The sequence below is a fragment of the Enterobacter cloacae complex sp. GYL001 genome (assembly GCF_049237125.1).
Lineage (GTDB): Bacteria > Pseudomonadota > Gammaproteobacteria > Enterobacterales > Enterobacteriaceae > Enterobacter > Enterobacter hormaechei_C.
In genome coordinates this window covers 412524-432653 of the sequence record NZ_JBMKGW010000001.1, presented here as the reverse complement: position 1 = coordinate 432653, position 20130 = coordinate 412524, and the positions used below count along the sequence as shown (strand labels likewise).

Annotated in this window: 14 protein-coding genes; 6 read left to right on the top strand and 8 right to left on the bottom strand. The window is 55.9% G+C overall.

Going from position 1 to position 20130, the window contains the following annotated elements:
- Window position 1 precedes the first annotated feature (1 nt).
- From dmsA to lrp, 6 genes are all read right to left on the bottom strand, one after another.
- Window positions 2-2446 (bottom strand): dimethylsulfoxide reductase subunit A, encoded by a 2445-nt coding sequence (gene dmsA, locus ACOTWU_RS02010; RefSeq protein ID WP_126499015.1) that lies wholly within the window; start codon window positions 2444-2446, stop codon window positions 2-4.
- A gap of 211 nt (window positions 2447-2657) precedes the next feature.
- A complete protein-coding gene (gene serS, locus ACOTWU_RS02005) occupies window positions 2658-3950 on the bottom strand; it encodes a serine--tRNA ligase (protein ID WP_003858266.1) in 1293 nt (430 codons plus the stop codon).
- A 92-nt stretch (window positions 3951-4042) separates the two neighbouring features.
- Window positions 4043-5386, bottom strand: coding sequence for a replication-associated recombination protein RarA (gene rarA, locus ACOTWU_RS02000; protein ID WP_126499016.1), 1344 nt, complete (start codon window positions 5384-5386; stop codon window positions 4043-4045).
- Window positions 5387-5395: 9 nt separating this feature from the next.
- On the bottom strand, window positions 5396-6010 hold the full coding sequence (gene lolA / locus ACOTWU_RS01995) for an outer membrane lipoprotein chaperone LolA (RefSeq protein WP_126499017.1): 615 nt from the start codon (window positions 6008-6010) through the stop codon (window positions 5396-5398).
- Between the two features lie 127 nt (window positions 6011-6137).
- On the bottom strand, window positions 6138-9812 hold the full coding sequence (locus tag ACOTWU_RS01990; RefSeq protein ID WP_126499018.1) for a DNA translocase FtsK 4TM domain-containing protein: 3675 nt from the start codon (window positions 9810-9812) through the stop codon (window positions 6138-6140).
- Between the two features lie 135 nt (window positions 9813-9947).
- Entirely contained in the window at window positions 9948-10442 is a 495-nt protein-coding gene (gene lrp / locus ACOTWU_RS01985) for a leucine-responsive transcriptional regulator Lrp (protein ID WP_000228469.1), read from the bottom strand.
- Window positions 10443-10985: 543 nt separating this feature from the next.
- Between lrp and trxB the strand changes: the two genes are divergently transcribed.
- From trxB to infA, 5 genes are all read left to right on the top strand, one after another.
- The gene (trxB, locus tag ACOTWU_RS01980; protein WP_003858303.1) at window positions 10986-11954 is read left to right on the top strand and encodes a thioredoxin-disulfide reductase; all 969 of its coding nucleotides are present in this window, start codon (window positions 10986-10988) and stop codon (window positions 11952-11954) included.
- A 114-nt stretch (window positions 11955-12068) separates the two neighbouring features.
- Window positions 12069-13835, top strand: a complete 1767-nt coding sequence (gene cydD, locus ACOTWU_RS01975) for a heme ABC transporter permease/ATP-binding protein CydD (protein WP_126290825.1) — start codon at window positions 12069-12071, stop codon at window positions 13833-13835.
- The gene (gene cydC / locus ACOTWU_RS01970) at window positions 13835-15556 is read left to right on the top strand and encodes a heme ABC transporter ATP-binding protein/permease CydC (protein WP_110292408.1); all 1722 of its coding nucleotides are present in this window, start codon (window positions 13835-13837) and stop codon (window positions 15554-15556) included. Before cydD ends, cydC begins: the two co-directional genes overlap by 1 nt.
- Before the next feature lie 45 nt (window positions 15557-15601).
- Window positions 15602-16306 carry a leucyl/phenylalanyl-tRNA--protein transferase gene (gene aat, locus ACOTWU_RS01965; RefSeq protein WP_023296218.1) on the top strand — a complete coding sequence of 235 codons (705 nt, stop codon included), beginning with the start codon at window positions 15602-15604 and terminating at the stop codon, window positions 16304-16306.
- A 284-nt stretch (window positions 16307-16590) separates the two neighbouring features.
- Window positions 16591-16809, top strand: coding sequence for a translation initiation factor IF-1 (gene infA, locus ACOTWU_RS01960; RefSeq protein ID WP_002211347.1), 219 nt, complete (start codon window positions 16591-16593; stop codon window positions 16807-16809).
- 204 nt (window positions 16810-17013) lie between these two features.
- Here the strand turns inward: infA and clpA are convergent, their stop codons facing one another.
- Window positions 17014-19293 carry an ATP-dependent Clp protease ATP-binding subunit ClpA gene (clpA, locus tag ACOTWU_RS01955; protein WP_006809407.1) on the bottom strand — a complete coding sequence of 760 codons (2280 nt, stop codon included), beginning with the start codon at window positions 19291-19293 and terminating at the stop codon, window positions 17014-17016.
- Window positions 19294-19320: 27 nt separating this feature from the next.
- The gene (gene clpS / locus ACOTWU_RS01950; RefSeq protein WP_006174393.1) at window positions 19321-19641 is read right to left on the bottom strand and encodes an ATP-dependent Clp protease adapter ClpS; all 321 of its coding nucleotides are present in this window, start codon (window positions 19639-19641) and stop codon (window positions 19321-19323) included.
- A 267-nt stretch (window positions 19642-19908) separates the two neighbouring features.
- On the opposite strand from clpS, the gene cspD reads away from it, so the two are divergent.
- Window positions 19909-20130, top strand: a complete 222-nt coding sequence (gene cspD / locus ACOTWU_RS01945) for a cold shock-like protein CspD (protein WP_006809408.1) — start codon at window positions 19909-19911, stop codon at window positions 20128-20130.

Here is a 20130-nt window from a genome sequence, read left to right as displayed (position 1 = left end):
CTTACGCCTTTTCAACCTGAACGAGGTTTGTGTGGGATGGGTTGCCCTTCGCCAGCGGCGACGGACGCTGCGTAGTGAGAACGTTGATGCAGCCCGCCTGATCGATACGGTTCGCATCCGGGTTATACCAGGCCCCTTCCCCCAGCGCGACAACGCCAGGCATCATACGCGGAGTCACTTTAGCTTCGATATGCACTTCGCCACGTCCGTTGAAGATACGTACGCGATCGCCATTACTGATGCCGCGCGCTTTCGCATCCATCGGGTTGATCCACATCTCCTGTCGGCAGGCCGCTTTCAGTACGTCAACGTTGCCGTAGGTGGAGTGAACACGCGCTTTGTAGTGGAAACCGGTCAACTGAAGCGGGAATTTCGCCGTCAGCGGATCGTTGTAGTTTTCGAAGCCTGGCGTATAAATCGGCAGCGGATCGATAACGTCCCCTTCCGGCAATTCCCACGTTGCGGCAATTTTTGCCAGCTCTTCGGAGTAGATCTCGATTTTGCCCGACGGCGTGGTCAGCGGATTGGCCTGCGGATCGTCGCGGAAGGCTTTATACGCCACGTGATGCCCTTCGGGATCGCGCTGCTTGTACATGCCCTGCTTGCGGAAGGTATCGAAGTCCGGCAGGTCAGGAATGGCTTTGCGTGAGAGCTCGTGCAGATGGCGCATCCACCCTTCCTGAGTACGTCCTTCAGTGAACTGCTGCTCAACGCCAAGACGTTTCGCCAGCTCGGAAGTCATCTCATAGATGGTTTTGCACTCGAAGCGCGGTTTGATGGCCTGGTCAGTGAAGATCACATAGGACATGTTGCCGCAGGAGGCGTCCAGCGCGAAATCCATCTGCTCAGACGCGGTGCAGTCTGGAAGCAGAATATCGGCATACTTCGCCGATGAGGTCATGTGGCAGTCGATCACCACAATCATTTCGCACTTCTTGTCGTCCTGCAAAATTTCATGGGTGCGGTTGATTTCAGAGTGCTGGTTGATCAGGCAGTTACCGGCATAGTTCCAGATCATTTTGATCGGCACGTCCAGCTTATCTTTGCCTCGAACACCGTCACGCAGCGCGGTCATTTCCGGGCCGCGCTCGATCGCGTCCGTCCACATAAACATGGAGATGCTGGTCTGAACCGGGTTATCCAGCGTTGGCATACGTTCAAACGGGACTTCATACGAGCCTTCACGCGCCCCGCTATTACCGCCGTGAATACCAACGTTGCCAGTCAGAATCGAGAGCATAGAAATAGCGCGGGTGGCAATTTCGCCGTTCGCGTGACGCTGTGGTCCCCATCCCTGGCTGATATAAGCCGGTTTTGCTGAACCAATTTCACGGGCCAGCTGAACAATACGCTCGACTGGAATGCCGGTAATGGTGGATGCCCACTCAGGGGTTTTCGCTACCCCGTCGCTGCCCTGACCAAGAATGTACGCTTTGTAATGCCCGTTAGCCGGTGCGCTGGCTGGCAGGGTCTTCTCGTCATAACCAACGCAGTATTTATCAAGGAACGGCTGATCGACGAGGTTTTCAGTGATCATCACATACGCCAGCGCATTGACCAGCGCCGCATCGGTACCAGGGCGAATAGGGATCCACTCGTCTTCACGTCCCGCGCCGGTATCGGTATAGCGCGGATCGACGATGATCATACGTGCGTTGGATTTGGCGCGCGCCTGCTCAAGATAATAGGTTACCCCACCGCCGCTCATCCGGGTTTCGCTTGGGTTGTTACCGAACAACACCACCAGTTTACTGTTTTCGATATCCGACGGGCTGTTACCGTCTGCCCAGCCGCCGTAGGTGTAGTTCAGACCCGCAGCAATCTGTGCGGAAGAGTAATCGCCGTAATGATTGAGATAGCCGCCGCAGCAGTTCATCAGGCGCGCCACCAGCGTTTTACCCGGCGGCCAGGAGCGGGTCATGGTACCGCCCAGCGTCCCGGTGCCGTAGTTGAGGTAGATGGATTCGTTGCCATACTCTTTGATCAGGCGCTGCATGTTAGTCGCGATAATATCGTAGGCTTCGTCCCAGCTAATACGCTCGAACTTCCCTTCCCCACGCTTACCGACGCGCTTCATTGGGTATTTCAGACGATCCGGGTTATAAACGCGACGGCGCATTGAACGGCCACGCAGACAGGCACGAACCTGATGTAACCCTTCGTAGTTATCATCTCCGGTATTGTCTGTTTCGACATATTTGATTTCACCGTCCACAACATGCATACGCAGAGGACAACGGCTACCACAGTTAACGGTACAGGCACTCCACACCACTTTTTCCGGGGCTGAAGCGGGAGACAGAGCCTCCGCCGCCGACGCCAGACGGGTAAAAGGGAGCGTAAAGGCGCTACTGGCAACCGCCAGACCGCCTATTGCCGTGGTTTTCATCAACCCACGGCGAGTGACCTCGGCAGCCATTAACGCTTCAGGCGCTTTGATTTTCATAAAGACTCACTTTGGTTGCTCACAAAGAAATAAAGGGCGGCATACACCGCTATATAGTTTTATGTATAACGATATTTTTGGTTATCAGTGTTTTATGCTGACTTTCGTTCGGAGGAGTATTACTACTTTAGAGGGAGGGGTTATTGCTTCGTATCAAATCAGAGGCATAAAAAAAGCGCCCTGAGGCGCTTTTTTGTCTTAGAGCAAATAATTAGCCGATGAACTGCTGGCCTTTCATGTAAGGGCGCAGCACTTCAGGGATCTCAATGCGTCCGTCAGCCTGCTGGTAGTTTTCCAGCACAGCAACCAGCGTACGGCCTACTGCCAGACCAGAACCGTTCAGGGTATGAACCAGACGGGTTTTCTTGTCAGATTTGCTGCGGCAACGCGCCTGCATACGACGCGCCTGGAAATCCCAGACGTTGGAGCAGGAGGAGATTTCACGGTAGGTGTTCTGCGCAGGCACCCAGACTTCAAGGTCGAAGGTTTTGCAGGCACCGAAGCCCATGTCGCCGGTGCACAGCGCCATACGGCGGTACGGCAGGCCCAGCAGCTCCAGCACTTTCTCAGCATGACCGGTCATCTCTTCCAGCGCGTCCATAGACTCTTCCGGACGAACGATCTGCACCATCTCAACTTTATCGAACTGGTGCATACGTATCAGACCGCGCGTATCGCGACCGTAAGAACCGGCTTCAGAACGGAAACATGGAGAGTGCGCGGTCAGTTTGATTGGCAGATCGTCTTCGTCGATGATCTCATCACGCACGAGGTTGGTCAGCGGCACTTCCGCGGTTGGGATCAGTGCGTAGTTGCTGCTGTCTGCTTCCTCGTCCAGCGGACGGGTGTGGAACAGATCGCCGGCAAATTTCGGCAACTGGCCGGTACCGTACAGCGTATCGTGGTTAACCAGATACGGAACGTAGGTTTCGCTGTAGCCGTGCTGCTCGGTGTGCAGATCCAGCATGAACTGCGCCAGAGCGCGGTGCAGATGGGCAATTTGACCTTTCATGACCACAAAGCGAGAACCCGTCAGCTTAACCGCAGCCGCAAAGTCCAGGCCCGCATGCATTTCGCCCAGCGTCACGTGATCGCGCACCTCGAAGTCAAACTCGCGAGGCGTGCCCCAGCGTTTCACTTCAACGTTGTCGTTTTCGTCTTTGCCGACAGGTACGCTGTCGTCAGGAATGTTCGGGATCGCCAGAGCGATATCACGAATTTCAGCCTGAAGAACATCCAGTTCAGCTTTCGCCTGATCCAGCTCTTCACCCAGTTTGTTCACTTCCAGGCGTAATGGCTCAATATCTTCCCCGCGCGCTTTCGCCTGGCCAATGGATTTCGATCGAGAATTACGCTCTGCTTGCAGATTTTCAGTTTGTACCTGCAAAACTTTACGACGCTCTTCAAGAGCGCGCAGCTTATCTACATCCAGCTTAAAGCCCCGGCGTGCCAGTTTTTCAGCGACTGCGTCTGGCTCATTACGCAGCAGATTGGGATCGAGCATGCTTATCCTGTGCTTATCGAATTAAAAAAGGAAAAAGTGACCACAGCCTGCGGCCACAGAGATATATTGCCAACATTACCGCAACGATTGAACTAACGGTAGCGTTTTATAGGGCTATTTTGATCCTGTCCGGCAAGCCAGGCGAGCTTTTCGCCAATCTTACCCTCAAGACCTCTGTTTGTGGGATGATAATAGCGGGTTTGTGCCATCTCCTGCGGGAAATACTCTTCCCCGGCGGCGTAGGCATTGGGTTCATCATGGGCGTAGCGATACTCCTGCCCGTAACCCATCTCTTTCATCAATTTGGTTGGCGCATTGCGCAGATGAACCGGCACATCGTAGTCCGGACGTCCACGTGCATCTGACATCGCCGCTTTGAAGGCGGTATACACCGCGTTACTTTTCGGCGCGCAGGCCAGATAGACAATTGCCTGCGCAATGGCACGCTCACCTTCCGCGGGTCCGACGCGGGTAAAGCAGTCCCAGGCGGAAATAGCAACCTGCATGGCGCGTGGATCGGCATTACCGACATCTTCCGACGCAATGGCCAGGCAGCGACGCGCGACATATAACGGATCGCCACCGGCGGTAATGATCCGCGCGTACCAGTAGAGCGCCGCATCCGGGGCGCTGCCGCGCACGGACTTATGTAATGCCGAGATCAGATCGTAAAAACGATCGCCTTTATTATCGAAGCGTGCGCTGCGTTCACCGGCTATTTCGGTGAGCAACTCAGGTTTCAGTACCCGCTTGCCCGCATCGTCCACTTCAGCCATATCGGCCATCATTTCCAGCATGTTCAGCGCGCGGCGCGCATCGCCGTTGACCAGTTCCGCAATCGCCCGACGCGTGTCGTCTGGCAGAACGATATCCTGCCCGCCGTAGCCGCGCGCCTTATCCTCCATCGCCTGCGTCAGAACCTTTTCGATATCCTCTGTGGTCAGGGATTTAAGCAGGTAAACGCGGGCGCGGGAAAGCAGCGCGGAGTTGAGTTCAAACGACGGGTTTTCCGTGGTTGCGCCGATGAAGAAAATCGTGCCGTCTTCAATGTGCGGCAGAAACGCATCCTGTTGGCTCTTGTTGAAGCGGTGGACTTCATCAACAAAAAGAATGGTGCGGCGCCCGGCATTACGGTTTTGCCGCGCGCGCTCGATCGCCTCACGAATCTCCTTTACGCCGGAGGTAACCGCCGAGATGCGCTCAACGTCCGCGTTAGCATAGCGGGCGATCACTTCAGCGAGGGTTGTTTTGCCGGTGCCGGGTGGCCCCCAGAGGATCATGGAGTGCAGATGCCCGGCCTCTATGGCGCGCGGCAAGGGTTTCCCCGCAGCCAGCAGGTGTTGCTGGCCGATGTACTGCGCTAAATTTTCTGGCCGCATACGGGCGGCCAGAGGTTGAAACGCATTATCTGAAAAATCGAGCGACAGGTTGCTCACTCATGCCTCTTACTTATTACGTTGGTCGTCCACCGTTACGCCCTGCGGCGGGGTAAAGGTGAATTTCGAAACATCTACAGCGCCGTTTTGCTGAGACTTAAGCTGATAGCTACTGCGCTGATCGTCCTGCTCAACCGCACCGAACTGATTAATGGTACCGTTGCTGCTCACGTTAATGGTGAACTGCTTCAGGTTACCGTTGCTGCCTTTTGGCGTCAGGACGAACTCATCTCCGTTTTGTTTAATGTTGTACTGCTGCCAGTCGCTGGACTGGTTACGGGCAATGAGCATAAACGGCGTATTACTGGTCGCATCTTTCAGCCAGGTGGCGGTCGCCTGCTCAACAAACGGGTTGTAGAACCATAAGGTTTTCCCGTCGGACACCAGCACGCTTTCATCCGGCTGGGTCATATGCCAGTTGAAGAGATTCGGGCGTTTCACCCACAAATCCCCCTGACCTTCCTGCACCGCGTTGCCACTGCCGTCAGTCACTTTTTGCGTGAAGCTGGCGTGGAAGCTGCTCACTTTATCCAGTCGGCTTTTAAGGTCGCTGGCTGCATCAGCCCAGACGCTGCTGGCAACAAAACTGGAGAGTAATGCACAGGCGATGGCGATTTTTTTCATTGTTATTCCTTAAAATACGTCTTCCCGATATGGGGGTTCCGTTTCTATTCTGGACCTGCCCGAAGGCAGGCGACAGAAGAATATGCTTAATTTTTGCTGATTTACCCTTCTTTGCAATCGATGAAGGTTAATCAAACGGCGGTGGCGCCAGCACCTCACGGTTACCGTTATGCCCCTGTTCGCTCACAATACCCTGGGCTTCCATCTGCTCGATAATACGCGCCGCGCGGTTGTAGCCAATACGGAACTGGCGCTGGACGCCGGAGATAGACGCCTTACGTTTTTCGGTAACGAAATTAACCGCCTGGTCAAATAACGGATCCAGCTCTTCGCCGCCGTCAAAACCACCGCCGCCACCTTCGCTTTCACTGTCGGAGGTGATGCCGTCAACGTATTGCGGCCGACCGCGCGCTTTCCAGTCCTGCACCACCGCATGCACTTCCTGGTCGCGAACAAACGCACCGTGTACGCGCACCGGCGAGGTGGAGTTCGGGCCGGAATAGAGCATATCACCCATACCCAGCAGCGACTCTGCACCGCCCTGGTCAAGGATAGTACGCGAGTCAATTTTACTCGACACGGTAAACGCGATACGGGTCGGGATGTTTGCCTTAATAAGACCGGTGATAACGTCTACGGACGGACGCTGCGTTGCCAGCACCAGGTGGATGCCCGCCGCACGCGCTTTCTGTGCCAGACGCGCAATCAGCTCTTCCACTTTCTTGCCAACGGTCATCATCAGGTCGGCGAACTCATCCACCAGCACCACGATGTAAGGCAGTTTTTCCAGCACCGGATGCTGGGTATCCATGCTGTCCCCCGGCTTCCAGTATGGGTCCGGAATCGGACGGCCCATACGTGCCGCCTCAGCGATTTTCTCGTTATAACCGGCCAGGTTACGCACGCCCAGCGCAGACATCAGCTTGTAGCGACGCTCCATTTCATTGACGCTCCAGCGCAATGCGTTGGCGGCGTCCTTCATGTCGGTCACTACTTCCGTTAACAGGTGCGGAATGCCTTCGTAGACGGACAGTTCAAGCATTTTCGGGTCGATCATGATGAAACGCACATCTTCAGGCTGCGCTTTGTAGAGCATACTGAGGATCATGGCGTTCACCCCGACCGATTTACCGGAGCCGGTGGTACCCGCAACCAGCAGGTGCGGCATCTTCGCGAGATCGGCAACCACCGGATCGCCAGCGATATCTTTACCCAACACCACGGTCAGAGGGGACGGGTTGTCGCGGAATTTGGTGTTATCCAGAACTTCACGCAGATAAACGGTCTGGCGTTTCTTGTTTGGCAGCTCAAGGCCAACGTAAGGCTTACCTGGGATCACTTCCACCACGCGTACCGCCACGGTCGACAGAGAACGCGCCAGGTCACGGGAGAGGTTAGAAATACGCGCCGCTTTTACGCCTGGCGCCAGATTCAGTTCGAAACGGGTGATCACCGGGCCAGGTGAGTAGTTCACCACGTCCGCTTTAATGCGGAAGTCAGCCAGACGCGCTTCCACCAGACGGGCCATCTGCTCAAGGGCAAAAGTATCCACCGGTTCGACTTCCGCTGGCGGCGGCGTTAACAGATCCAGCGACGGCAACGGCGTACTTGGTCGTTGCAGCGGACGGCTGTCTCCGTTACGCATCAGCAGCGGGTGAATCAGGCTTTCCTGCGGCTGTGGTGCTGGCTGCTGGAACTGCGGCTGCGGCGGTTGGGCCGGCGGTGTATGCGGCTGCGCATAAGCCTGCGGCGCTGGCTGTTGTGGCTGCGCATTAACCTGCGGCGCTGGCGCCTGGCGCACCGGTTCCGCTTCTGGCATCACGCTCGGCGTGAACAGCGGTTCGCTCGGACCGTCATCCACCAGATCTTTCATCGGTGAAAATTCAAAATCCGAGAGCGAGAACGGGTTTGCCCCCGAAGGCTGCTCACCGGAATAACGTTGCTGTTGCGTGGCCGCAAACTGACGCGCTAATTCCGCTTCGGCAGCATCATCTTCATCCTGCTGAGAATGAACATCGTGTTGGTACTCATTCCCGTAGCGTTGAGTCTGCTGGGCGGCAAACTGACGCGCCAGCTCATCCTGATGCAGTTCGTCGGCATCATCTTCGTAGTCGGACTCACGGGCTTTCTCTTCCGCCATACGCTGGGAAGGCAGTTTAATGCCATAAGAGGCCAGCTCCCGGCGCGTCGGTACGCGCACGCGATTAGGGCGCGGCAATTGTGGACCAATGCCCTCTTTTACCTGAGGACGCGGCGCACCATCGGTTGCCGGGCTGAATAGCGGAGCGGACGCGGCAGCGGCAGCGGCTGCCGTTGCCTGCTTCACGGTTTCCGCTCTCGACGCAACGGCTGGCGCTGGGTCTACAGGTGCAACGCTTGCAGAAGGCGCTTTTACAACAGGCTCCTGCACCGGCTCAGGCACGGGCTGATACCAGGCGGCAAGCTGCTCGCGCTCTCGGGCACGGCGCTCTTCCACCTCTTCAAAATAGTACAATGGCGGACGGGATGGCTTCGCTTCCTCCACCGCTTCGGGTTCAGACACCGGCGCAACGTATGGCTGTTCACGTACAGCGGGTTCGGGCGTATAAGCCTGATACGGCTGTTGCGGCTCGCTGGCAGGCTCAGGCGGCTGATACGGTTGCTGCCACTGTTCCTGCTGCACAGAAATATAGCTCTCAGGCTCCGGCGCAATGGTCGGTTCAGGCGTATGGACACCTGGCGCAGTCTGCCAGTCCACCTGCGGTTGCTGGATCGCGGACTCCGGTGCCGGAACAGGCGAGGACGGCATCACGGCTTCAACAGGCGCAACATGGGCCTGCGCAGCCGTCGTTGCGGCAGCAGCAGCGGCTACCGGTTCAGTTACGGAATGACCATGCAACAGCGGATCGTATTCATCATACTCACCCGGCGTAGCTCGATGACCAGAGAACAACACATCATCAGGATCGACGGCCGCGCCGCGATACTCAATCTGCTCCTCTTCATCCATACGTTTGCCGGAGAAAAGCGCGGCATCCGTTTTACGGCCTAACGGGTTAGCAAATTTTTCAGCAACGCGCTGGCGGCGCGCCAGAGCACCGCGCAGAATACGGGCACGGCGGGATTCACGACGCTGCACGGGTGCCTCGTCTTCCTCTTCGTACTCATCTTCATATTCATCTTCATCGACCCACGTATCATCACGACGGGTGCGATTGCTGGCAAACGTCAGCAGAGTCAGAATAAAGCTGCCGATTTTTTCGGCAATGCTCACCCAGGACCAGCCGGTAAACAGCGTCAGGCCCGCTGCCCAGATACAAAGCAGCGCCAGCGTGCCGCCGCTGCTGTGAAGCATCGGTTGCAGCGCGGAGCTCAACAGGCTGCCAATCACCCCGCCGGAGGCGAAGTACCAGATGTCATCGGCGTTGATCGCCGCCAGTCCGCAGGAGGTGAGGATCAGCGCCAGGGCGCCAATCAGGCGCAGCGAAACGGCAAAATAATCGATGTAGTCGTCGTTCTGTCGATGACGCCAGGCAAACCAGCATCCGCCAATAATGATGACGGGAAGGGTATAGGCCATCACACCGAAAATGAAGAAGAGTGTGTCCGCAAGCCAGGCGCCGGGAACGCCACCTAAATTATGGATAGGCTCATGCCATGCGGTTTGCGACCAGCTGGGGTCTGAGGGGTTGAAACTGAGTAAGGCAGCCATCAGCCAGACGGCAAAAAGGGCAATAACAATCAGTAACGCCTCAAGGAGACGACGTCCGCTGCTTAGCTTAGATAATGTGACTTCTTTGTCTTCAGTGTATTCCTGGCTCAAGAAAGGCTCTCCAGGTATCAGGCATGTCCTGCCTGTGTGCTAAAACGGACAACAGCGCCGGGACTCCCCGGCACTGTTGCTGTATGGATTAACAGGAGTGTAATCAAACTACACTGATTTTGCACCTGTTCCGTGTTAGCGCGTCTTAATAACCAGACGATTGCTCTGTTTGACCTCTTCCATCACCACATAAGTACGGGTGTCGTTCACGCCTGGCAGACGCAGCAGGGTTTCACCCAGCAGCTTACGGTAGGCGGACATATCAGGCACACGGGTTTTCAACAGGTAGTCAAAATCACCGGAAACCAGATGACACTCTTGAATTTCTTCAAGTTTTTGTACAGCGGCGTTAAATTGCTCAAACACATCTGGTGCACCACGATTCAGAGTAATCTCAACAAATACCAGAAGTGAGGCATCCAGATAATGCGGGTTCAGCAGAGCCGTATAGCCCTGAATAAAACCCTGTCTTTCCAGTCGACGCACACGCTCAAGGCACGGCGTCGGGGAAAGTCCCACACGTTTTGAAAGCTCGACGTTGGAAATACGCCCATCCTTTTGCAATTCATTAAGAATGTTACGATCGATACGGTCGAGATCTTTGCCAGGGCGCTTCTTGCTATCTACCATTATTATTGTCTCTCTGTATTCCTTCCCTACTCCTGCCTGGACCCTGTGCACATCACTGTTCAGAGCCTGGACCCGTTATTCATCACATCGCCTGGTTATGTATTAGACGCGATGTAGATTCGGGTTCTGCGGTAAGAAGACCGTTGCCCGAAAGCAGTCACAGACATCACGTATGGCGTCTGTCCACACCATGCGTAGATTTCACTGACCCGGTAAAAATGGCATTTCCGTGCATGTCTATGCGGCATGCAGTTCGTGCGTCTTTTTTTCTTCCTTGAATGTTTTCGCAAAAGCGCAGGGGATTGTCAAAGCAAAACATCGATTTTTAGTACAACATGCCGGATATTCATTACGGAGGGGTATTAATCCTCATTTTATTGCCTTATAAACGCGCGGTTTTCAGTAGCAGAAGTGATGTGACCGCCTCTGACCCATAGGGCGCGTCTATTGCATATATCGGAAGCAAAACTCTCCTGCTCTTTTTTTACGGCAACAAATTCCCTACAATCCAGCCCATTGCCTGCCAACAACAATGGGGATCTCATGGGCACGACCAAACACAGTAAGCTGCTAATCCTTGGTTCTGGACCTGCGGGATATACCGCAGCGGTCTATGCTGCACGCGCTAACCTGCAACCGGTACTGATCACCGGGATGGAAAAAGGCGGTCAGCTGACCACCACCACGGAAGTGGAAAACTGGCCTGGCGACCCGAACGACCTGACCGGGCCGCTGCTGATGGAGCGCATGCACGAGCATGCCGCCAAATTCGAAACCGAAATCCTGTTCGACCACATCAATAAAGTGGATTTGCAGAACCGTCCGTTCCGCCTGACGGGTGACAGCGGCGAATACACCTGCGATGCGCTGATCATCGCCACCGGCGCCTCTGCCCGCTATCTCGGCCTGCCGTCTGAAGAAGCGTTCAAAGGCCGCGGCGTGTCAGCCTGCGCGACCTGCGACGGTTTCTTCTATCGCAACCAGAAAGTTGCGGTTATCGGCGGCGGCAACACCGCTGTGGAAGAAGCGCTGTATCTGGCAAATATTGCCTCAGAAGTACACCTGATTCACCGTCGCGACACCTTCCGCGCGGAGAAGATCCTGATTAAACGCCTGATGGACAAAGTGGCGAGCGGCAACATTGTGCTGCATACCAACCGTACGCTGGAAGAAGTGACTGGCGATCAGATGGGCGTGGCGGGACTGCGTATCCGTGATACCCAGAACACCGATAACGTCGAAACGCTGGAAGTGGCAGGCCTGTTTGTGGCAATCGGTCACAGCCCGAACACGGCTATCTTTGAAGGCCAGCTGGAGCTGGAGAACGGCTACATCAAAGTGCAGTCTGGCATTCACGGCAACGCCACCCAGACCAGCGTTCCGGGTGTCTTCGCAGCTGGCGACGTGATGGACCATATTTATCGTCAGGCGATCACTTCTGCGGGCACCGGTTGTATGGCCGCGCTGGACGCAGAACGCTACCTGGACGGGCTGGCTGAACAAGGCAAATAATCTTTACAAGTCAGTAACAAACGTAAATAAAGGCGGCCACTGGTCGCCTTTATTTTTGCTCGCGTGTAACATGCAGAGGTCTAATTTCTTATAACGTCACCTGCAAAGTACGCAATGGAAAAAACCCGTCAACAAGAGTTAACCCGCTGGCTGAAACAGCAAAGCGTTCTGTCCCGCCGCTGGCTTATGATTTCCCGCGTTCTGGGATTCATCAGCGGTCTGTTGATTGTTGCCCAGGCATGGCTGCTGGCCCGCATTCTCAATCATATGATCATGGAGAACATTCCGCGCGAAGCGCTGCTGTTGCCGTTTATCGTTCTGGTGCTGGTTTTCGTTCTGCGTGCGTGGGTGGTCTGGCTGCGCGAGCGGGTTGGATTCCATGCCGGGCAGCACATCCGCTATGAGATCCGCCGCAAGGTGCTCGACCGGCTTTCGGAAGCCGGGCCTGCGTGGATCCAGGGCAAACCGGCTGGTAGCTGGGCGACGCTGATCCTTGAGCAAATCGACGATATGCACGATTACTACGCGCGTTATCTTCCCCAGATGGCGCTGGCGGTGTTTGTGCCCCTGATGATTGTTATCGCCATCTTCCCTGTTAACTGGGTGGCGGCGTTGATCCTGCTGGGCACCGCCCCGCTCATCCCGCTGTTTATGGCGATGGTCGGCATGGGTGCGGCAGATGCTAACCGTCGTAACTTCCTGGCGTTGGGTCGGTTGAGCGGTCATTTCCTGGACCGTCTGCGCGGAATGGAAACCCTGCGGATCTTCGGTCGTGGTGAAGCGGAAACCGAAAACATTCGCCTGGCGTCACAGGATTTTCGTCAGCGCACCATGGAAGTGTTGCGCATGGCCTTTCTCTCTTCTGGCGTGCTCGAATTTTTCACCTCCCTGTCGATTGCGCTGGTGGCGGTTTACTTTGGCTTCTCCTACCTCGGCGCGCTGGACTTTGGCCACTACGGTACGGCGGTCACGCTTTCCGCCGGGTTCCTGGCGCTGATCCTGGCCCCGGAATTTTTCCAGCCGCTTCGCGATCTCGGCACCTTTTACCATGCCAAAGCGCAGGCGGTAGGTGCTGCCGACAGCCTGAAAACCTTCATGGAAACGCCGCTGGCGCATCCGGAGCGTGGTGAAGTGACGCTGAATACGAACGATCCGGTGACCATTGAAGCACAGGATTTTTCTGTTCTGTCGCCTGAAGGCAAAGTGCTGGCCGGTCCGCTGAACTTTACCCTGCCTGCCGGGCAACGTGTGGTGCTGGTGGGTACCAGCGGCTCAGGTAAAAGCTCATTGTTGAATGCGCTGTCAGGTTTTATGGCGTACACCGGATCGCTGCGTATCAACAAAACGGAGCTGCGCGAGCTCGATCCGGATGCCTGGCGTAAACAGCTGAGTTGGGTGGGGCAAAACCCACAGCTGCCTGCCCCGACGCTACGCGAGAATGTGCTGCTGGCACGGCCGGATGCGCGTGAAGATGAGCTGCAATCGGTCCTCGACCGCGCCTGGGTCAGCGAGTTTCTGCCGCTGCTTGCGCAGGGTGTCGATACCGTCATTGGCGATCAGTCTGCCGGGCTGTCAGTAGGCCAGGCACAGCGCGTCGCGGTTGCCCGTGCGCTGCTGAATCCCTCTTCGCTAATGCTGCTGGACGAACCCGCCGCCAGCCTGGACGCTCACAGCGAGCAGCGCGTGATGGATGCGCTTAACGCAGCCTCACGCCAGCAAACCACCCTGATGGTGACCCACCAGCTGGAAGGTATTGCCGACTGGGATCAGATTTGGGTGATGGAAAACGGACACTTTGTTGAGCAAGGCGATTACGCCACGCTTGTTGCCGCGCAGGGGCCGTTTGCGACCCTGCTGGCGAACCGTCAGGAGGATATCTGATGCGCGCCCTGCTTCCGTATCTTGCACTGTATAAACGCCACAAATGGATGCTGACGCTCGGGATCGTGCTGGCGATCGTCACGCTGCTGGCCAGCATCGGCCTGCTTACGCTTTCCGGCTGGTTCCTCTCCGCGTCTGCGGCCGCAGGCTTTGCCGGGCTGTACAGCTTTAACTACATGCTGCCTGCCGCCGGGGTGCGCGGCACGGCGATTACGCGAACTGCCGGACGCTACTTCGAACGTCTGGTCAGCCACGACGCGACCTTCCGCGTGCTGCAACACCTGCGTATTTACACCTTCAGCAAACTGCTGCCCCTCTCCCCTGCCGGGCTGGCACGTTTTCGACAGGGCGAATTACTCAACCGCGTGGTCGCAGATGTGGATACGCTGGATCACCTCTATCTGCGCGTCATTTCACCTATGGTGGGCGCGTTTGTAGTGATTGTCGTGGTCACGCTGGGGTTGAGTTTCCTGGATGTTCCCATCGCACTGACGCTCGGCGGCATCATGCTGATGACGCTGATTATTCTGCCGCCCCTGTTTTATCGTGCAGGTAAAACCACCGGGGAAAACCTGACGCGCCTGCGAGGGGAATATCGCCAGCAGCTCACCGCCTGGTTGCAGGGACAGGCCGAGCTCACCCTTTTTGGTGCCAGCAAACGGTACCGCGCCCGCATGGAAAATACGGAGCTGAACTGGCATGAAGCCCAGCGGCGCCAGTCTGAACTGACCGCGTTCTCCCAGGCGCTGATGATGTTAATTGGTGGGATTGCCGTCATCGCCATGCTCTGGATGGCCTCCGGTGGCGTGGGCGGTAACGCGCAGCCTGGCCCGCTGATTGCGCTGTTTGTTTTCTGTGCCCTGGCAGCCTTTGAAGCCTTAGCCCCGGTCACGGGCGCTTTTCAGCATCTCGGCCAGGTGATTGCCTCTGCGCTGCGCATTACGGATATTGCCGAGCAGGAGCCGGAAGTGAAGTTCAGCGCGGGTCAAACCGCTGTGCCAGAGCAGGTCGCGCTGACGCTCAGCAATGTCACTTTCACCTACGACAAGCAGGCGCAAAACGCGCTGGAAGACATCACCCTTTCTGTTGATGCCGGGCAGCGCATTGCGATCCTTGGCCGTACGGGATGTGGGAAATCGACACTTCTGCAACTTCTCACGCGCGCGTGGGACCCACAGCAGGGCGAGATTCGGTTTAACGACGTTCCGCTGTCTGGTTTTAGCGAAGCGGCCTTGCGTAAAACGGTCAGCGTCGTGCCCCAGCGGGTGCATCTGTTCAGCGCTACGCTGCGCGATAATCTTCTTCTGGCGGCACCAGACGCCTCCGACGATACGCTGCGGGCAATGCTGGAGCAGGTTGGGCTGCACAAGCTGCTTGAAGACGACGGGTTGAACAGCTGGCTGGGTGAAGGGGGTCGACAGCTTTCCGGCGGCGAACTGCGTCGTCTGGCCATTGCGCGTGCGCTGCTGCACGATGCGCCGCTGATGCTGCTGGATGAACCGACAGAAGGACTGGATGCCACGACAGAGAGCCAAATCCTTGATTTACTGGCGAATGTGATGAAAGGTAAAACCGTGCTGATGGTCACGCACCGTCTGCGAGGGCTGGTGAATTTCGATCAGATAATTGTGATGGACAACGGACACATAATTGAGCAAGGTAGTCACGCAGAGCTGCTGGCAAAACAAGGTCGCTACTACCAGTTTAAACAGCGCCTGTAGACTATATTTGTAGCGTCCTCTCTCGCGTACTGGAGTTCTGTTGTCATGCGCCTGGTGCAGCTTTCTCGCCATAATATTGCGTTCCCTTCTCCGGAGGGGGCGCTGCGTGAACCTAACGGCTTGCTGGCTCTGGGCGGCGATCTCAGCCCGGCACGGCTCTTAATGGCTTACCAGCGCGGCATCTTTCCGTGGTTTTCTCCTGGCGACCCGATCTTATGGTGGTCTCCCGACCCGCGAGCCGTGCTGTGGCCTGGGCAGTTTCACCTGAGCCGCAGCATGAAGCGTTTTCATGCAAAATCACCCTTTCGCGTCACGCTTAATCACGCCTTCGGCCAGGTTATCGAAGGCTGCGCTGAAGATCGTCACGAAGGCACCTGGATAACCCGCGATATCATTATCGCCTATCACCAGCTTCATGAGCTGGGGTACGCGCATTCGATCGAAGTGTGGAGCGGGGACGACCTCGTCGGGGGCATGTACGGCGTGGCGCAGGGTACGCTGTTCTGCGGCGAGTCGATGTTCTCCCGCTCCACGAATGCGTCGAAAACCGCGCTGCTGGTTTTTAGCCAGGAATTTGCCCGACGTGGAGGACAGTTAATGGATTGTCAGGTGCTGAATGAGCATACCGCCTCGCTCGGCGCCGTTGAAATCTCCCGCCGACACTATATCGAACACCTGGAACAGTGCCGAAAGGAGACCCTACCACGCGATTTTTGGGTTCCCAGAACGCTCTTTATACCCAATGCCTAAATGTTTTCCGCATATTTTTTATGAGGGTGTTATAATTACGCCGCAGAGTAGCTTCTGCCTGTTGCCCCGCCGCCGTTTGGGACCCTCGCTTCAGATAACGTCCTTACGTTTATCCTGTCGTCTCCCCTTTACGAATGCGCTTTCCGTTCGGTTGTACCGTGACGCTTGGGCAATACGCTGAGACTGTTTTGCTGCGTTTTAAACGCGCAATTCTTTACTTAATTGAGGAATTTCGGCATTATCTTGCCGGTTCAAAACTTGGTAGTGATACCCCAGAGGATTAGATGGCCAAAGAAGACAATATTGAAATGCAGGGTACCGTACTTGATACGTTGCCTAATACCATGTTTCGCGTAGAACTGGAAAACGGTCACGTGGTAACTGCGCACATCTCCGGTAAAATGCGCAAAAACTATATCCGCATTTTGACGGGCGACAAAGTGACTGTTGAGCTGACCCCGTACGACCTGAGCAAAGGCCGCATTGTCTTCCGTAGTCGCTAATTGTTTTCGCCTGTAATGGCAGATGAATATTTAAAAGGTCGGGACAATCCCGGCCTTTTTTATTTATGGCTTTAGTGTGGCTGTTCAGGAAGAGGTATTTTAGTGCGTTCTGATGCCTTCACCCTGACCCTCTCCCACAGGGAGAGGGAGAAAAGCGGACACAAAAAAGCCGGGTTAAAAACCCGGCTTTTACACTAAAGAAAATCAGTGAGCCGCTTCCGGCTTGTGCTTCGCCGCACTCTGGAAATCGTACGTCAGTTCGTTCTTCGCCTGATCCAGCCCCACCGTTACCTGGCCGCCGTCCACCAGCGAGCCAAACAGCAGCTCGTTCGCCAGCGGTTTCTTCAGGTTGTCCTGAATCACGCGCGCCATCGGACGGGCGCCCATCGCACGGTCGTAGCCTTTCTCAGCCAGCCAGTTGCGGGCCTCCTGGCTCACTTCCAGCGACACGCCTTTCTGATCCAGCTGGACCTGCAACTCGACGATGAACTTGTCCACCACCTGATGAATCACCTCGGTAGACAGATGATCGAACCAGATAATGTTGTCCAGACGGTTACGGAACTCCGGCGTGAAGATCTTCTTGATCTCTTCCATCGCATCGGTGCTGTTATCCTGGTGGATCAGGCCGATGGATTTACGCTCGGTTTCCCGCACCCCGGCGTTGGTGGTCATCACCAGCACCACGTTGCGGAAATCGGCCTTGCGCCCGTTGTTATCGGTCAGCGTCCCGTTGTCCATCACCTGCAACAGGATGTTGAACACGTCCGGATGCGCTTTCTCGATTTCATCGAGCAACAGTACCGCGTGCGGATGCTTGATAACCGCGTCCGTAAGCAGGCCGCCCTGGTCAAAGCCCACGTATCCCGGAGGCGCACCAATCAAACGGCTGACGGTATGACGCTCCATATACTCGGACATATCAAAGCGCAGCAACTCAATGCCCAGCGCTTTGGAGAGCTGAACCGTCACCTCGGTTTTCCCCACACCGGTCGGGCCGGCGAACAGGAAGGAACCGACAGGCTTGTGGTCATGCCCCAGGCCAGCACGGGCCATCTTGATCGCTTCGGTTAAAGCCTCAATGGCTTTATCCTGACCAAAGACCAGCATTTTCAGGCGATTGCCGAGGGTGCGCAGCGTATCACGGTCGCTCTGAGAAACGCTCTTCTCAGGAATACGCGCGATGCGGGCCACCACGGACTCGATATCCGCCACATTCACGGTTTTCTTACGCTTGCTGGCTGGCATCAGGCGTGCACGCGCACCCGCCTCATCAATCACGTCGATCGCTTTATCCGGCAGATGACGATCGTTGATGTATTTCACCGCCAGTTCCACCGCCGCACGGACCGCTTTCGCGGTGTAACGCACGTCGTGGTGTGCTTCGTACTTGGTTTTCAGGCCATTGATGATCTGCACCGTTTCGTCAACCGACGGCTCGGTCACGTCGATTTTCTGGAAACGACGCGCCAGCGCACGATCCTTCTCAAAGATGTTGCTGAACTCCTGGTACGTCGTGGAGCCCATCACGCGGATCTTGCCGCTGGAGAGCAGCGGTTTGATCAGGTTAGCGGCATCCACCTGGCCACCGGAGGCCGCACCTGCGCCGATGATGGTGTGGATCTCATCGATAAACAGGATGCTGTTGGTGTCCTGCTCCAGCTGTTTTAACAGCGCTTTGAAACGTTTTTCGAAATCACCGCGGTATTTGGTGCCCGCCAGCAGCGAGCCAATATCCAGCGAGTAGATGGTGCAGTCGGCAATCACTTCCGGCACGTCGCCCTGCACAATGCGCCAGGCCAGCCCTTCGGCAATCGCGGTTTTACCCACGCCAGATTCCCCCACCAGCAGCGGGTTGTTCTTACGGCGGCGGCACAGCACCTGGATGGCACGCTCCAGCTCTTTGTCGCGGCCAATCAGCGGGTCGATACCGCCAACGCGAGCAAGCTGGTTAAGGTTGGTGGTGAAGTTTTCCATACGATCCTCCCCGCCTGCTTGCTCTTCATTGCTGTTGATCTGTCCGCTGGGATCCGATGCCTGGTTAGGCTCGTCTTTTCGCGTTCCGTGAGAGATGAAGTTGACCACGTCGAGCCGGCTGACTTCGTGTTTACGCAGCAGGTAGGCCGCCTGGGACTCCTGCTCGCTGAAGATGGCGACCAGGACATTGGCGCCAGTCACTTCGCTACGTCCGGAAGACTGGACGTGGAAAACCGCGCGCTGCAACACGCGCTGGAAGCTGAGCGTCGGCTGCGTGTCGCGCTCTTCTTCACTGGCTGGCAGCACCGGTGTAGTTTGTTCGATGAAGGCTTCGAGTTCCTGACGTAGCGCCACCAGATCCACGGAGCAGGCTTCCAGCGCTTCGCGGGCAGATGGGTTGCTAAGCAGTGCGAGCAGCAGGTGCTCGACGGTCATAAACTCATGTCGGTGCTCACGCGCTCTGGCGAAAGCCATGTTTAAACTGAGTTCCAGTTCTTGATTGAGCATAGGCACCTCCCCCAATTTTATGCCTTATCAGGCCTTTTCCAGCGTACACAGCAACGGATGCTCGTTCTCCCTTGCATAGTCGTTCACCATCGCTACTTTGGTTTCCGCAACCTCGGCAGTAAAGATGCCGCAGATCGCTTTGCCACGATAATGAACGGTAAGCATCAGTTGCGTTGCACGTTCAACATCATAAGAAAAGAACTTTTGTAGCACGTCAATAACAAATTCCATCGGCGTGTAATCATCGTTCATTAACATAACTTTATACATAGATGGCGGTTTTAGCGCGTCGCGCACTTTATCTTCCGCCAGCTGGTCAAAATCCAGCCAATCGTTGGTCTTACCCATTATGCATAACCACTTTGAATCTACCTCAGATGTTAGATAACAATCATCTATTACTGTCATCCGCGATGTCTGTCACAAACTGTTGCAATAGCGTTAACTGCCTCAAATTTTGGTTGATTATTGTCCCAACTCCAGCGCCAAACGCTTGACGGCTTCTTCCGTTTCTCTAAATTGTACAAGCGTGAGTTGGCGAGGTTTTGAACAGCCCCCACTCCACCACCGGTTCATTCCATCTTAATTTATAAGATTTACGAAGGATGTCGAAGCATGGAAATGGGTACTGTTAAGTGGTTCAACAACGCCAAGGGGTTTGGCTTCATTTGCCCCGAAGGCGGCGGCGAGGATATCTTCGCTCACTATTCCACCATTCAGATGGATGGTTACAGGACGCTCAAAGCCGGGCAGTCCGTCCGGTTCGATGTACACCAGGGGCCAAAAGGCAATCACGCCAGTCTTATCGTGCCCGTTGAAGCAGAAACGGTTGCATAG

Bases quoted from the DNA above. Each gene is read 5' to 3' on its own strand.
- aat (WP_023296218.1), top strand. From the start codon at position 15,602: ATGCGCCTGGTGCAGCTTTCTCGCCATAATATTGCGTTCCCTTCTCCG.
- serS (WP_003858266.1), bottom strand. From the start codon at position 3,950: ATGCTCGATCCCAATCTGCTGCGTAATGAGCCAGACGCAGTCGCTGAA.
- cspD (WP_006809408.1), top strand. From the start codon at position 19,909: ATGGAAATGGGTACTGTTAAGTGGTTCAACAACGCCAAGGGGTTTGGC.
- infA (WP_002211347.1), top strand. From the start codon at position 16,591: ATGGCCAAAGAAGACAATATTGAAATGCAGGGTACCGTACTTGATACG.
- clpA (WP_006809407.1), bottom strand. From the start codon at position 19,293: ATGCTCAATCAAGAACTGGAACTCAGTTTAAACATGGCTTTCGCCAGA.
- cydC (WP_110292408.1), top strand. From the start codon at position 13,835: ATGCGCGCCCTGCTTCCGTATCTTGCACTGTATAAACGCCACAAATGG.
- lrp (WP_000228469.1), bottom strand. From the start codon at position 10,442: ATGGTAGATAGCAAGAAGCGCCCTGGCAAAGATCTCGACCGTATCGAT.
- dmsA (WP_126499015.1), bottom strand. From the start codon at position 2,446: ATGAAAATCAAAGCGCCTGAAGCGTTAATGGCTGCCGAGGTCACTCGC.
- trxB (WP_003858303.1), top strand. From the start codon at position 10,986: ATGGGCACGACCAAACACAGTAAGCTGCTAATCCTTGGTTCTGGACCT.
- clpS (WP_006174393.1), bottom strand. From the start codon at position 19,641: ATGGGTAAGACCAACGATTGGCTGGATTTTGACCAGCTGGCGGAAGAT.
- cydD (WP_126290825.1), top strand. From the start codon at position 12,069: ATGGAAAAAACCCGTCAACAAGAGTTAACCCGCTGGCTGAAACAGCAA.
- lolA (WP_126499017.1), bottom strand. From the start codon at position 6,010: ATGAAAAAAATCGCCATCGCCTGTGCATTACTCTCCAGTTTTGTTGCC.